The organism is Citrobacter sp. Cc139 (assembly GCF_030334645.1).
Lineage (GTDB): Bacteria > Pseudomonadota > Gammaproteobacteria > Enterobacterales > Enterobacteriaceae > Citrobacter > Citrobacter werkmanii.
The window spans coordinates 55,327-68,468 of the sequence record NZ_JAOWDM010000059.1; the positions used below are offsets into that span (position 1 = coordinate 55,327).

General features: G+C 52.6%; 15 protein-coding genes. 4 read left to right on the forward strand and 11 right to left on the reverse strand.

What is annotated here, in order from left to right; all coding sequences use genetic code 11:
• Positions 1 to 22: 22 nt before the first annotated feature.
• From mnmL to mtgA, 4 genes are all read left to right on the forward strand, one after another.
• Entirely contained in the window at positions 23 to 952 is a 930-nt protein-coding gene (gene mnmL, locus OGV69_RS02910) for a tRNA modification radical SAM protein MnmL/YtqA (RefSeq protein WP_114140335.1), read from the forward strand.
• 213 nt (positions 953 to 1,165) lie between these two features.
• A complete protein-coding gene (gene arcB / locus OGV69_RS02915) occupies positions 1,166 to 3,502 on the forward strand; it encodes an aerobic respiration two-component sensor histidine kinase ArcB (RefSeq protein ID WP_069324404.1) in 2,337 nt (778 codons plus the stop codon).
• Positions 3,503 to 3,731: 229 nt separating this feature from the next.
• Positions 3,732 to 4,385, forward strand: coding sequence for an isoprenoid biosynthesis glyoxalase ElbB (gene elbB, locus OGV69_RS02920; RefSeq protein WP_038634284.1), 654 nt, complete (start codon positions 3,732 to 3,734; stop codon positions 4,383 to 4,385).
• Complete coding sequence (gene mtgA, locus OGV69_RS02925; RefSeq protein WP_069324403.1) at positions 4,382 to 5,101, forward strand: monofunctional biosynthetic peptidoglycan transglycosylase; 720 nt, start codon at positions 4,382 to 4,384, stop codon at positions 5,099 to 5,101. Before elbB ends, mtgA begins: the two co-directional genes overlap by 4 nt.
• A gap of 66 nt (positions 5,102 to 5,167) precedes the next feature.
• On the opposite strand, the gene npr is transcribed toward mtgA, so the two are convergent.
• The 11 genes from npr to OGV69_RS02980 all read right to left on the reverse strand — a co-directional run bounded on the left by npr (position 5,168) and on the right by OGV69_RS02980 (position 13,086).
• Positions 5,168 to 5,440, reverse strand: coding sequence for a PTS phosphocarrier protein NPr (gene npr, locus OGV69_RS02930; protein WP_003025086.1), 273 nt, complete (start codon positions 5,438 to 5,440; stop codon positions 5,168 to 5,170).
• The gene (gene rapZ, locus OGV69_RS02935; RefSeq protein WP_003025085.1) at positions 5,437 to 6,291 is read right to left on the reverse strand and encodes an RNase adapter RapZ; all 855 of its coding nucleotides are present in this window, start codon (positions 6,289 to 6,291) and stop codon (positions 5,437 to 5,439) included. The genes npr and rapZ overlap by 4 nt, the downstream gene beginning before the upstream one ends.
• Positions 6,292 to 6,336: 45 nt before the next feature.
• Complete coding sequence (ptsN, locus tag OGV69_RS02940; RefSeq protein WP_038634278.1) at positions 6,337 to 6,828, reverse strand: PTS IIA-like nitrogen regulatory protein PtsN; 492 nt, start codon at positions 6,826 to 6,828, stop codon at positions 6,337 to 6,339.
• An 82-nt stretch (positions 6,829 to 6,910) separates the two neighbouring features.
• Entirely contained in the window at positions 6,911 to 7,198 is a 288-nt protein-coding gene (gene hpf / locus OGV69_RS02945) for a ribosome hibernation promoting factor (protein ID WP_038634275.1), read from the reverse strand.
• A gap of 22 nt (positions 7,199 to 7,220) precedes the next feature.
• Entirely contained in the window at positions 7,221 to 8,654 is a 1,434-nt protein-coding gene (rpoN, locus tag OGV69_RS02950) for an RNA polymerase factor sigma-54 (RefSeq protein WP_069324402.1), read from the reverse strand.
• A gap of 46 nt (positions 8,655 to 8,700) precedes the next feature.
• A complete protein-coding gene (lptB, locus tag OGV69_RS02955; protein ID WP_003025073.1) occupies positions 8,701 to 9,426 on the reverse strand; it encodes an LPS export ABC transporter ATP-binding protein in 726 nt (241 codons plus the stop codon).
• A gap of 6 nt (positions 9,427 to 9,432) precedes the next feature.
• Positions 9,433 to 9,981, reverse strand: a complete 549-nt coding sequence (lptA, locus tag OGV69_RS02960; protein ID WP_038634270.1) for a lipopolysaccharide ABC transporter substrate-binding protein LptA — start codon at positions 9,979 to 9,981, stop codon at positions 9,433 to 9,435.
• Positions 9,950 to 10,525, reverse strand: coding sequence for an LPS export ABC transporter periplasmic protein LptC (gene lptC / locus OGV69_RS02965; RefSeq protein WP_038634267.1), 576 nt, complete (start codon positions 10,523 to 10,525; stop codon positions 9,950 to 9,952). The genes lptA and lptC overlap by 32 nt, the downstream gene beginning before the upstream one ends.
• On the reverse strand, positions 10,522 to 11,088 hold the full coding sequence (gene kdsC / locus OGV69_RS02970) for a 3-deoxy-manno-octulosonate-8-phosphatase KdsC (RefSeq protein WP_069324401.1): 567 nt from the start codon (positions 11,086 to 11,088) through the stop codon (positions 10,522 to 10,524). Before kdsC ends, lptC begins: the two co-directional genes overlap by 4 nt.
• A 20-nt stretch (positions 11,089 to 11,108) precedes the next feature.
• Positions 11,109 to 12,095, reverse strand: a complete 987-nt coding sequence (gene kdsD / locus OGV69_RS02975) for an arabinose-5-phosphate isomerase KdsD (RefSeq protein ID WP_069324400.1) — start codon at positions 12,093 to 12,095, stop codon at positions 11,109 to 11,111.
• Between the two features lie 13 nt (positions 12,096 to 12,108).
• Positions 12,109 to 13,086 carry a calcium/sodium antiporter gene (locus OGV69_RS02980; RefSeq protein ID WP_038634258.1) on the reverse strand — a complete coding sequence of 326 codons (978 nt, stop codon included), beginning with the start codon at positions 13,084 to 13,086 and terminating at the stop codon, positions 12,109 to 12,111.
• Positions 13,087 to 13,142: the final 56 nt, after the last annotated feature.

Consider the following 13,142-nt stretch of genomic DNA (forward strand, 5'->3'; position numbering starts at 1 on the left):
TCAAGGCGCGGTCTACCAGATTATGCAGTTACAGAAATTAGTCAATATGTTTGGTGGGGATCTTTCTCGCCGTTATGGACAAAAGGTTCATAAACTCACGCTGCACGGCGGCTTTAGCTGTCCAAATCGCGATGGCACCATCGGGCGCGGCGGATGTACTTTCTGTAATGTCGCCTCGTTTGCCGATGAAGCGCAGCAGCACCATTCCATTGCCGAGCAGCTTGAACATCAGGCGCACCTGGTCAATCGCGCGAAACGCTATCTGGCCTATTTCCAGGCCTACACCAGCACCTTTGCTGAAGTTCAGGTGCTGCGTTCGATGTATCAACAGGCGGTCAGCCAGGCCAGTATCGTCGGGTTGTGCGTTGGGACGCGCCCCGACTGTGTGCCGGATGCGGTGCTTGATCTGCTTTGCGAGTATAAAGACCTGGGCTATGAAGTGTGGCTGGAGCTCGGTCTGCAAACCGCGCATGACAAAACCTTGCACCGAATTAACCGCGGCCATGATTTCGCCTGCTACCAAAACACCACGCGGCTGGCGCGCGAGCGCGGGCTGAAAGTGTGCTCGCATCTGATCGTCGGTCTGCCGGGAGAAGGGCAGGCAGAATGTCTGCAAACCATGGAACGCGTGGTGGAGACGGGCGTTGACGGTATTAAGTTGCATCCGCTGCATATTGTGAAAGGCAGTACGATGGCAAAAGCCTGGGAAGCCGGGCGGCTGAACGGGATTGAACTGGACGACTACACGATTACCGCAGGTGAGATGATCCGCCATACGCCGCCGGAGGTGATTTATCATCGTATTTCCGCCAGCGCGCGTCGCCCAACGCTGTTGGCGCCGCTATGGTGTGAAAATCGCTGGACGGGGATGGTCGAACTGGATAAGTACCTTAACGAGCACGGCGTGCAAGGCTCGGCGCTGGGTACGCCGTGGGTGCAACTGGGGAGCTAGTATGTAGGCCTGATAAGGCAAAGCCGCCATCAGGCAATCTGCGCCTGCTTGCCTGATGGCGCTTCGCTTATCAGGCCTACGATGAACTTATCCGGCCTACGATGAACCACTCCTCGGTCATTTCACCGATAACCGCCGCATTTCTTGCACAATATTCAACGTCACGCTGAGAATTGAGTATTATTGTGCCAAGTTGTCGTGAAGGAACCCTCTATGAAGCAAATTCGTATGCTGGCGCAATACTATGTCGACCTGATGATGAAGTTAGGTCTGGTGCGCTTTTCGCTGCTATTAGCGCTGGCTTTGGTCGTGTTGGCAATTGTGGTGCAAATGGCTGTCACCATGGTGCTGCATGGCCAGGTAGAAAGCATTGATGTCATCCGCTCTATCTTTTTTGGTCTGTTAATTACCCCCTGGGCCGTCTATTTTTTGTCAGTGGTGGTGGAGCAACTGGAGGAATCCCGGCAGCGTCTGTCACGGCTGGTGCAAAAGCTGGAAGAGATGCGCGAGCGCGATCTCAAGCTCAATGTGCAGTTGAAAGATAATATCGCCCAGCTCAATCAGGAAATTGTTGAGCGCGAAAAAGCTGAAGCGGAGCGTCAGGAAACGTTTGAGCAACTGAAGGTCGAAATCAAAGAGCGCGAAGAAGCGCAGATTCAGCTTGAGCAACAGTCTTCATTTTTACGCTCTTTCCTTGATGCCTCGCCGGACCTGGTCTTTTATCGTAATGAAGATAAAGAATTTTCCGGCTGTAACCGCGCCATGGAGTTGCTGACCGGCAAGAGCGAAAAGCAACTGGTGAATTTGAAACCGGCTGACGTTTACTCCCCTGAGGCGGCTGAAAAAGTTATTGAGACCGACGAGAAGGTGTTTCGTCATAACGTCTCGCTCACCTATGAACAGTGGCTGGACTATCCGGATGGACGCAAAGCCTGCTTTGAAATTCGTAAAGTGCCTTACTACGACCGCGTTGGTAAACGTCATGGCCTGATGGGCTTTGGTCGCGATATTACCGAACGTAAGCGTTATCAGGACGCGCTTGAACGCGCCAGCCGCGATAAGACCACGTTTATTTCTACCATCAGTCACGAGCTGCGTACGCCGCTGAACGGCATCGTTGGCTTAAGCCGGATCCTGCTGGATACAGATCTGACCGCCGAGCAGGAAAAATACCTGAAAACTATCCATGTCTCTGCCGTGACGTTGGGCAATATTTTCAACGATATTATCGATATGGATAAGATGGAGCGGCGTAAAGTCCAGCTCGATAACCAGCCGATCGATTTCACCAGCTTTATGGCGGATCTGGAAAACCTCTCTGGCCTGCAGGCGCAGCAAAAAGGGCTGCGTTTTGTGCTTGAGCCAACGCTACCGTTGCCGCATAAAGTGATTACCGACGGCACGCGTTTGCGCCAGATCCTGTGGAATCTGATCAGCAACGCCGTGAAGTTCACCCAGCAGGGGCAGGTGACCGTGCGGGCGCGCTATGACCAGGGGAATATGCTGCATTTCGAGGTAGAAGATTCCGGGATCGGCATTCCGCAGGATGAACAGGATAAAATCTTCGCCATGTATTATCAGGTGAAGGACAGTAACGGCGGCAAACCGGCAACAGGAACCGGGATTGGCCTGGCCGTATCAAAGCGTCTGGCGAAAAATATGGGCGGCGATATTACGGTCTCCAGCCAGGCTGGTAAAGGCTCTGTCTTTACGCTGACCGTGCATGCGCCTGCGGTAGCGGAAGAGATTGAAGACGCTTTTGAAGACGATGACATGCCGCTGCCCGCCCTGAATGTCCTGCTGGTGGAAGACATTGAACTGAACGTCATTGTCGCGCGCTCAGTGCTGGAAAAACTGGGTAATAGCGTGGATGTCGCCATGACCGGGAAAGCCGCGCTGGAGATGTTCACGCCGGGTGAATATGACCTAGTATTGCTGGATATTCAGCTACCGGATATGACCGGGCTGGATATCTCCCGCGAGCTGACGCAAAAATACGCGCGTGAAGACCTGCCGCCGCTGGTGGCCCTTACCGCCAACGTTCTGAAAGATAAAAAAGAGTATCTGGATGCGGGAATGGACGACGTGCTGAGTAAGCCGCTGTCAGTCCCGGCTTTAACCGCCATGATCAAAAAATACTGGGATACCCGAAACAAAGAGGAGAGCACTGTGACATCTGAAGAGAGCAGTAAATCGCAAGCGCTGTTAGATATTCCTATGTTGGAACAATACCTCGAGCTGGTGGGACCGAAGTTAATTACCGACGGGCTGGCGGTGTTTGAGAAGATGATGCCGGGATATTTGAGCGTGCTGGAATCCAATCTGACTGCACGTGATAAAAAAGGCGTGGTTGAGGAAGGTCATAAAATTAAAGGTGCGGCAGGTTCGGTGGGGCTGCGCCATCTGCAACAGTTGGGTCAGCAAATCCAGTCGCCAGATCTTCCAGCCTGGGAAGATAACGTTGCTGAATGGATTGAAGAGATGAAGCAGGAGTGGCAGCACGACGTGGCGGTACTAAAAGCCTGGGTGGCGAGTGTGGAAAAAAAATGACCCCGGCTTGACCGGGGTGCGCGAATACTGCGCCAACACCAGGGAAATCGTGGCTGCGCCGTAACTTATTGTCATTGTGTACAAAGGCACAGCCCTATTTTTCAGGCCGCACGCAGTTAAGATAGCAAATCTTAAATAATTTGTTACATGAATCAGTTAAATGTGTGAAGCGTAGCATTTAAATCATAATAACTAATATGTTTCAGCCAGTTGAGAAAGGAGTATCACGATGAAAAAAGTGGGAGTCGTGCTCAGCGGATGCGGTGTGTATGACGGTGCAGAGATCCATGAAACCGTACTCACGCTGCTGGCCATTGCCCGCAACGGCGCGCAGGCCGTCTGCTTCGCCCCGGATAAACAACAAGCTGATGTGATTAATCATCTGACCGGCGAGCCGATGCCGGAAACACGCAATGTCCTGATTGAAGCCGCTCGCCTCACACGCGGCGAGATTCGCCCGCTTGCTCAGGCGGTTTCAACGGAACTGGATGCGTTGATCGTGCCGGGTGGGTTTGGCGCCGCCAAAAATCTGAGTAATTTTGCCAGCCAGGGCAGCGAATGCCGGGTTGACAGTGATTTAGCCGCGCTGGCAGTTGCCATGCATCAGATGGGGAAACCGTTGGGATTTATGTGTATTGCGCCCGCCATGTTACCCAAAATTTTTGATTTTCCGCTGCGTCTGACCATTGGCACGGATATCGATACGGCAGAGGTACTGGAGGAGATGGGCGCTGAACATGTGCCTTGTCCGGTTGATGACATTGTCGTTGATGAAGACAACAAAATCGTTACCACGCCCGCCTATATGCTGGCGCAGGATATCGCTCAGGCCGCGAGTGGCATCGATAAACTGGTCTCGCGTGTTCTGGTGTTGGTTGAATGAGAACAGGCGTTACCGCTTTTCTGCGGCGTATCTTTCTACGGGCGGTTATCGTCCTCGCCGTATTCTGGGGCGGGGGCATCGCCCTTTTCAGCGTGATGCCGGTGCCCTTCTCGGCGGTGATGGTCGAACGGCAACTGGGCGCATGGTTATCCGGTGATTTCGGGTATGTGGCGCACTCGGACTGGGTGAGTATGGATGAGATCTCACCGTGGATGGGGCTGGCGGTGATTGCCGCCGAGGACCAGAAGTTCCCTGACCATTGGGGATTCGATGTCTCTGCCATCGAGAAAGCGCTGGCGCATAATGAACGTAATGAAAACCGTATTCGCGGGGCGTCAACGTTATCGCAACAGACGGCAAAAAACCTCTTTCTGTGGGATGGACGTAGCTGGGTGCGTAAGGGCCTTGAAGCCGGGCTCACGCTGGGGATGGAAACGGTCTGGAGCAAGAAACGTATTCTGACCGTCTATCTGAACGTTGCGGAGTTTGGCGACGGAATTTTTGGCGTGGAGGCGGCGGCGCAGCGGTATTTTAATAAGCCTGCCAGTCGCTTAAGTATGTCTGAAGCGGCCTTGCTGGCGGCGGTCCTACCTAATCCTTTACGTTTTAAAGCGAATGCGCCTTCGGGTTATGTGCGTAGCCGTCAGGCGTGGATTATGCGCCAAATGCGCCAGTTAGGCGGTGAGTCGTTTATGCGGGAAAATAAGCTGTATTAGCGGAGTTATTGCCGGATGCGGCGTAAACGCCTTATCCGGCCTACTGGCTACGTTCTGTGTACTCGATTAGTCTTCGTCAAACCCTGAATTAAACAGGGCAACCACCGCGGCCAGAGCTTCAACTTCCTGCGGGCCTGTGGCTTCAACTTCTATCTGCCGCCCCTTCGCAGAATCCAGCATCAGCAGCGCGATAACGCTGTTTGCCTCGGCTTCCGTTCCTTCATCATTACGCAGCAAAACTTCTGCTTCGAAACCCTGCATCAATTCAAAAAGTTTCATTGCTGGCCGCGCATGCATGCCCAGCTTATTAGTGATTTCAACGGTTTGCTTCACGGTCATGATTTACGTTTTTCCAGCGTACGATGGCGTGACTGCACGTTTTTACCGCGTGAGCGGAAGTAGTCTGCCAGCTGCTCTGCAATATACACCGAACGGTGTTTCCCGCCGGTACAGCCGATGGCTACAGTGAGGTAGCTGCGGTTGTTGGTCTCCAGCATGGGTAACCATAGCTCAAGATAGCTGCGGGTCTGGTAGATAAAATTGTGTACTTCTGTGTGCCTGTCGAGGAAGGCGGCGACAGGGCGGTCAAGACCGGTCATCGGGCGCAGCTTCGGATCCCAGTGTGGGTTGGGCAGGAAGCGCACGTCAAAGACGTAGTCCGCGTCAATCGGGATACCGTGTTTGAAACCAAAGGATTCGAATACCATCGTCAATTCACGTTCACGTTTGCCCAGCAGTCGGGTACGCAGCATTTCCGCCAGTTCGTGTACGGACATTTCGGAGGTATCAACAATCAGGTCTGCGCGGGAACGCAGCGGCTCCAGCAAATCGCTTTCTTTATCGATAGCGCTTTCCAGCGACAAGTTTTTGCTGGAGAGGGGGTGTAAACGACGCGTGTCGCTGTAGCGGCGAATCAGCGTGTTACGGTCAGCATCAAGGAACAGCAACTGCGGTGAGAAGCCTTCAGGCAGATTGTTCATTGCCTGCTCGAAAATCTCCGGGGATTCCGGCATGTTACGCACATCAATGCTGACGGCCGCAGAAATCTGGCGATCGGCCAGTGTACGAGCCAGATCGGGCAATAGCACTACGGGAAGGTTATCCACGCAGTAAAAACCCATATCTTCCAGCGCACGCAGGGCAACGGATTTGCCTGACCCTGAACGACCGCTGACGATCATCAGTACCATGTACTGTTTCTCCTCACAACGACAAAAAAGGATGCCATTGGGTTGTTATGCTTCATCCTGTCCACCTTCGGTGTCCGTGATGATTTGATACAACTCCTGGTCACTCTGTGCGGCGCGCAGGCGACGGCAGATGGCTTTATCTGCCAGACGTTTGGCGACCAGCGATAATGTATGCAAATGCGTCTTGGTTTGGTCTGCCGGGACCAGCAGGGCGAAAAGCAGATCGACGGGTTGATTATCAATGGCGTCGAAGGCGATGGGCGTTTCGAGTTGCACAAACACGCCAACCGCGCGCATCGTGTCTTCTTCCAGCTTGCCGTGCGGGATGGCAATACCATTACCGATGCCGGTACTGCCCATTTTTTCACGCGTCAGAATGGCTTCAAATACCACCTGAGAGGGCAAGCTGAGCTGTTTTGCCGCCAGTTCACTGATGATTTCCAGTGCGCGTTTCTTGCTTTGGCAGTGAACGGCCGCGCGCGTACATTCCTGGTTAAGAACATTGCTCAGTTGTAGAGTCGTATCGTTATTTGTCATAATTTCACCTAAGCGCTAACTGTACAAATGGCCCGTTGTGCTGCACAACAGGCCGTCCTGCACCCGCTAACTGCCCGGAAAGTTAGTGCTGTTTCAGTTTATCTTTATGTTTTGTTAACTGCCGAGCCAGTTTATCAATTAAACCGTCAATGGCGGCGTACATATCCTGACCTTCCGCGCTGGCATGAATTTCACCACCGTTTACATGCAGTGTTGCATCCGAGATATGTGTAACCTTCTCCACTTTCAACACAATATAGACCTGATTAATCCGGTCGAAATATTGTTCAAGCTTGGCGAATTTGGTATTAACAAACTCGCGCAGAGCTTCCGTGATTTCGACGTTGTTTCCAGTGATGTTGAGCTGCATAGTGTCTTCCTTATCGGTTTGGTCACACCAGTTGTTTGCGCTGGTTAGACGGCGGAATGGATAAAGACTCTCGGTACTTCGCAACGGTGCGGCGCGCCACCATGATACCCTGATCCGACAGCATAGAGGTTAACTTGCTGTCACTCAGCGGTTTCGTGGGGTTCTCCGCAGCAATTAATTTCTTCACCAGTGCGCGGATAGCTGTGGATGAGGCTTCGCCCCCGCCTTCAGTGTTAACGTGACTGGAAAAGAAATACTTCAGTTCAAATATGCCGCGCGGACTGTGCAAATACTTTTGCGTGGTCACTCGGGAAATGGTCGATTCGTGCATCTCGACGGCCTGGGCGATATCCGCCAGCACCATCGGTTTCATAAATTCTTCGCCTTGCTCAAAGAAGGCCTGCTGCTGTTCAACGATACAGCGACTGACGCGCAGCAGCGTATCATTGCGGCTTTCCAGACTTTTAATCAGCCACTTCGCATCCTGCAAATTGCTACGAATAAACTGGCTGTCGGCATCGTTGCGCGCGCTATTGCACATCGCGGCGTAGTGCTGGTTAATCTGCAAGCGTGGAATGCTGTCGCCGTTGAGTTCGACCACCCAACGATCGTTATGCTTACGCACCAGCACATCCGGGATGACGTATTCCGGCTCGCCGGTTTGGATCGACTGTCCTGGGCGGGGATCGAGCGACTGGATGAGGTTGACGGCTTCTTTCAGCACGTCTTCTTTCAGTCGGGTTACGCGCATCAGCGAGCGAAAGTCATGGTTGGCTAACAGATCGAGGTGATCGCTGATGATCAGACGCGCTTCTTCCAGCCATGGCGTGGACTTATCAAATTGCGAGAGTTGGATCAGTAAGCAGTCACGCAGATCTTTGGCTGCCACGCCAACGGGATCAAAGCGCTGAACGCGTTTAAGCACGGCTTCGATTTCATCCATACCGACGTCGTCATCGCCCATGCTTTCGAGAATATCGTCCAGGGTCACGGTGAGATAACCGGTTTCGTCAACCGCATCAACAATTGATGTCGCAATGGCGCGATCGGTATCCGAGAACGGGGTCAGCTCCACTTGCCACATCAGGTAATCCTGCAGCGATTGCGTGGTCTCCCCCTGATAAACAGGCAGTTCGTCGTCAATGTAATCTCCGCTGGTGCCTGAAGGCGTACCGGCGGTGTAGATTTCATCCCAACTGGCGTCAAGCGGCAATTCCTCTGGCATCTCTTTTTGTTCGAGTGCATCTGCGGTATCGAGGGATTCGCTGTCCTGTTTTTCCTGGGTATCAATTTCGTCGTGAAGATCGGTTTGCTCGAGCAGTGGGTTACTTTCCAGCGCTTGCTGAAGTTCTTGCTGAAGTTCCAGCGTGGACAACTGCAACAGACGGATCGCCTGTTGTAGCTGAGGCGTCATCGCCAGTTGTTGGCTAAGCCTGAGTTGCAAACCTTGCTTCATGTTCAGAGTTGTTTTCTCCTGCGGTGACGTGAAGTCTTCTACCCTATCAGAGTCTGAAGTCTTCCCCAAGGTATACGCGCTTAACGTGCTCATCCTGCAGTATTTCTGTCGGCGTGCCATGGGCGATCAGGTGTCCCTGGCTCACGATATAGGCGCGCTCACAAACTGCCAGCGTTTCGCGGACGTTATGGTCGGTAATCAACACCCCAAGCCCGCTGTCGCGCAGGTGTTCGATGATCCGTTTGATATCGATAACGGAAATCGGGTCAACACCGGCAAACGGTTCATCAAGCAGGATAAATTTCGGATTCGCGGCCAGCGCGCGGGCGATTTCCACACGGCGTCGTTCACCACCGGAGAGCGATTGGCCCATGCTGTCACGCAGATGTTCGATATGGAATTCTTCCATTAGCTCATTGGCGCGATCTTCCCGCTGCTCACTGGTGAGATCGTCACGAATTTGCAGTACCGCCATCAGGTTATCAAACACGCTCAGGCGACGGAAAATAGACGCTTCCTGCGGTAGGTAGCCGATGCCGCGACGCGCGCGCGCATGCAGTGGCAGCAGACTGATATCTTCGTCATCAATGATAATGTTGCCCGCATCGCGCGGGACAATGCCGACCACCATGTAAAATGTCGTTGTCTTGCCCGCACCGTTAGGACCAAGCAGACCGACGATTTCCCCGGAGTTGACGGTCAGACTGACATCTTCCACCACACGGCGGCCCTTATAGGCCTTTGCAAGGTTCTTTGCAGTTAATGTTGCCATAACGAATCAGTTACCTTTTTTCTCTGCCGGAGCCTTGTTTTTGTCCTGCAACTGCGACGGAACCAGAACGGTGGTGACGCGTTTGCCTTTATCGCTGAAGGCCTGCATTTTCTGCTCTTTCACCAGATAGGTGATCTTATCACCCGTGATGTTGCTATCGAGCTGTTCCAGGTAAGCCTTACCGGTGAGCACGACGAAGTCTTTCGCCAGTTCATAGTGCATATGTGAGGCGCGGCCTTTCACTGGCTTACCGTTGTCCTGCATCTGGTAAAAGGTGGCGGGCTCACCGTAACCATCAATCACTTCTTTACCGTCTTCACCGCCCGGGCGGGTCACAACGACTTTATCGGCATTAATTTTGATGGTGCCCTGAGTCACAATCACGTTACCAGTAAACGTCACCACGTTGCCCTGCATATCCAGGGACTGCTGGTCTGACTCGATGTGAATCGGCTGCTCGGTATCGCCGGTGACGGCAAATGCCGGAATGCTGGCGGCCAGAAGTGAACTGGCAAGCACAAGATTAAGGCTGAGTTTGTTTATTTTGGATTTCATATGAGGTTCTAACCTTTTCAATCAGCTCGGCGTTCTTGTTGCGTAAGTTGCCGCGCATCTTCAGTCCGCTGGAGTTAAATGTTGTGCCATATAACGTGACAAGATCATCAGAAGTGACGTCTTGAGTCACCAGGTTAATCTGTGCGTTATCGGTCGTAATTCTGCGTAGTTGAGAGTCAGGCACCAGGGCGTTAACTTCAACATGGCCGTACAGATACAGCATTCGATCGTTGGTCAATTTGGCTTTATCGGCTTTGATTGACCAGGTCGGTACTTTATCTTTATCAAACGTGGTTAATACCGGTTGAGTAAACCACGAAACCGCTTGCTCCGAATAATATTCAACGTGTTGGGCGATCAAGTGATAGCTCAGCGCGCCTTCCGGACTATACACGACGGTATCGGTATGTTCGCTTTTATAGGTTGGCTCGTTGTTATTGACGGCGACCTGAGTGGCCTCGTCTTTGTCTGCCAGGTTAATACCAATCATCACAAGGACAGCCAGCGACAGTAGAATGATAACCCAACGTCTGGTTTTGCTCATATCGATTGCCCTTTGGCCTCGTCCAGTTTGCCCTGCGCCAGGAGTAATAAATCGCAGACTTCACGTACAGCGCCGCGTCCCCCATCGATACGGGTGACGTAGTCGGCGCGTGGAATCAGCAATGGATGGGCATCCGCCACCGCTACGCTTAATCCCACTTTTGCCATCACTGGCCAGTCGATCAGGTCATCGCCAACATAGGCCACATTTTCCGGCGCGATCGCCAGTTTTCCAAGCAGATCGTCAAAGGCGATCAGTTTGTCTGACTGCCCCTGATACAGATGCGTGATCCCCAATGTGGCACAGCGATCTTCTACAAGTTTAGCCTTTCGTCCGGTAATAATAGCAACCTCAATACCGGAAGTGAGCGCACAGCGAATTCCGTAGCCATCGCGGACGTTAAAAGCCTTCAGCTCTTCACCGTTGTTGCCCATATAAATCAGACCATCAGACAATACGCCATCCACATCCAGGATCAGCAAACGGATGTTCTCAGCCCGGGTGATAACGTCAGCGTTGACGGGTCCATAACAGGTCGCAAGCGACGCACCTGCTTTACTCATTTTCTTTATCCTTGAGTTTCTTACACTACACCTGCACGCAGCAGATCATGCATATGTAACACACCGAGTAACTGGTCGCCATCAGCAACCATTACCGAAGTGATATGGCGGGACTGCATTAAGTTCAGGGCATCAACGGCAAGAATGCCCGGACGCACGCGAATGCCTCCAGGGGTCATCACATCGGCAATGCCTAACTGGCGTACATCTACGCCCATATCAAAGACGCGACGTAAATCGCCATCCGTGAAAATACCGTCAATCTTCATTGCATCATCGCAAATGACGGTCATGCCGAGATTTTTACGTGTGATCTCAAGTAAGGCGTCACGCAGGCTGGCGCTTTTATTAACATGCGGAATCTCATCACCCGTATGCATAATATCGTTAACACGCAGCAAAAGCTTACGGCCCAGTGCGCCACCCGGGTGCGATAACGCAAAATCTTCCGCGGTGAAGCCGCGTGCTTTTAATAACGCCACGGCAAGGGCATCGCCCATCACCAGCGTTGCGGTGGTGCTGCTGGTCGGCGCCAGGCCTAACGGGCAAGCTTCCTTGGGCACTTTAACACACAGATGCACATCTGCCGCACGCGCCATGCTGCTTTCCGGACGGCCGGTCATGCAGATAAGCGGGACATAAAGACGTTTTAATACCGGGATTAACGCCGCTATCTCATTGGATTCGCCGGAGTTAGAGATGGCGATCACCACATCCTGCGGCGATACCATGCCTAAATCGCCATGCGCGGCTTCGCCCGGATGCACGAAAAATGAGGGGGTGCCGGTGCTGGCAAAAGTGGCCGCCATCTTCCGCCCAATATGTCCGGATTTCCCCATCCCCATCACCACGACTTTGCCCGGGCAACTGAATATTTTTTCACAGGCGAGGGTAAAGTTTTGATTAATATACTGATCAAGCTCCGCCAGGCCTTCACGTTCAATTGCCAGGACTTCCTTGCCTGCTTGCTGAAAGTCAAAACCCGGTTGCAACTCTAAGTGCGACATAATGCGTTTCCAGTTATCCAACGAGAAGTGGCGATAACCAATACAGCATCGCCAGCCATATGATAAAACCGCCGGTCAGCAGCGCCCCCGCGCCGCGACCAATCTGGCGCGGACGTCGCCAGCAGAGTAGTGCAAAAATCACGCTCACCAGCAGCATGACGCTATAGTCACGGGTGAAGGCCATCGGATTGACTTCACCCGGCGTAATTAGCGCCGGTAGCCCGAGGACGATAACAATATTAAAAATGTTCGCGCCGATGATGTTGCCAACGGCAATATCGTTTTCGCCTTTACGCAGACCCGCAATGGCCGTTGCCAGCTCTGGCAAACTGGTACCAATAGCGACTACCGTCAGCCCGATAGTGAGTTCGCTCATGGCGAAATAGTTCGCCAGTACGGTGGCGTTATCCACCACCATCCGTGTTGCCATTGGCATAATAATCAACGCAATGCCCAACCACAAAAATGCGACTGGCAATCCGCCTTCGCGTGGAAGTTCCGCTATCTGCTCCCGGGTCAGCGTGTCATTGCCTTGTCGCTCAGCCAGACGGGCGATTTTAACAATGAATAGCAGCCATAGCACGGCCAGAAGCAGGAGAAAGAAACCGTCACTACGACTCAACTGGCCGTCATACAACACGGATGCGGCTAAAATACTCACCAGCAACATTAGCGGTAATTCACGACGCAGAACATCAGAATGCACGGTAAAAGGATGAATCAGCGCCGACAGACCTAAAATAAGCAGAATGTTGGTAATGTTAGATCCGATAGCGGTACCCACGGCCAGATCGAGTTGCCCATTTATTGATGCCGCCACAGAGACAATGATCTCGGGTAACGACGTCCCTACGCTGACAACGGTCATCCCAATAATAATGGGGGGGATACCGAAATTTCGACATAAAATGGATGCGGCAAATACCAGACGGTCGGCACCGTAGACCACCAGAAGTAAACCAATTATTAACAGCGCCGTCGCTAAAAGCATCTAAAGTCCTTTCTTCAGGTATACTCGCCGGTCCACTTGAAGGATCTTCTGGAAGC

Bases quoted from the DNA above. Each gene is read 5' to 3' on its own strand.
- mnmL (WP_114140335.1), top strand. From the start codon at position 23: ATGCAGTTACAGAAATTAGTCAATATGTTTGGTGGGGATCTTTCTCGC.
- arcB (WP_069324404.1), top strand. From the start codon at position 1,166: ATGAAGCAAATTCGTATGCTGGCGCAATACTATGTCGACCTGATGATG.
- elbB (WP_038634284.1), top strand. From the start codon at position 3,732: ATGAAAAAAGTGGGAGTCGTGCTCAGCGGATGCGGTGTGTATGACGGT.
- mtgA (WP_069324403.1), top strand. From the start codon at position 4,382: ATGAGAACAGGCGTTACCGCTTTTCTGCGGCGTATCTTTCTACGGGCG.
- npr (WP_003025086.1), bottom strand. From the start codon at position 5,440: ATGACCGTGAAGCAAACCGTTGAAATCACTAATAAGCTGGGCATGCAT.
- rapZ (WP_003025085.1), bottom strand. From the start codon at position 6,291: ATGGTACTGATGATCGTCAGCGGTCGTTCAGGGTCAGGCAAATCCGTT.
- ptsN (WP_038634278.1), bottom strand. From the start codon at position 6,828: ATGACAAATAACGATACGACTCTACAACTGAGCAATGTTCTTAACCAG.
- hpf (WP_038634275.1), bottom strand. From the start codon at position 7,198: ATGCAGCTCAACATCACTGGAAACAACGTCGAAATCACGGAAGCTCTG.
- rpoN (WP_069324402.1), bottom strand. From the start codon at position 8,654: ATGAAGCAAGGTTTGCAACTCAGGCTTAGCCAACAACTGGCGATGACG.
- lptB (WP_003025073.1), bottom strand. From the start codon at position 9,426: ATGGCAACATTAACTGCAAAGAACCTTGCAAAGGCCTATAAGGGCCGC.
- lptA (WP_038634270.1), bottom strand. From the start codon at position 9,981: ATGAAATCCAAAATAAACAAACTCAGCCTTAATCTTGTGCTTGCCAGT.
- lptC (WP_038634267.1), bottom strand. From the start codon at position 10,525: ATGAGCAAAACCAGACGTTGGGTTATCATTCTACTGTCGCTGGCTGTC.
- kdsC (WP_069324401.1), bottom strand. From the start codon at position 11,088: ATGAGTAAAGCAGGTGCGTCGCTTGCGACCTGTTATGGACCCGTCAAC.
- kdsD (WP_069324400.1), bottom strand. From the start codon at position 12,095: ATGTCGCACTTAGAGTTGCAACCGGGTTTTGACTTTCAGCAAGCAGGC.
- OGV69_RS02980 (WP_038634258.1), bottom strand. From the start codon at position 13,086: ATGCTTTTAGCGACGGCGCTGTTAATAATTGGTTTACTTCTGGTGGTC.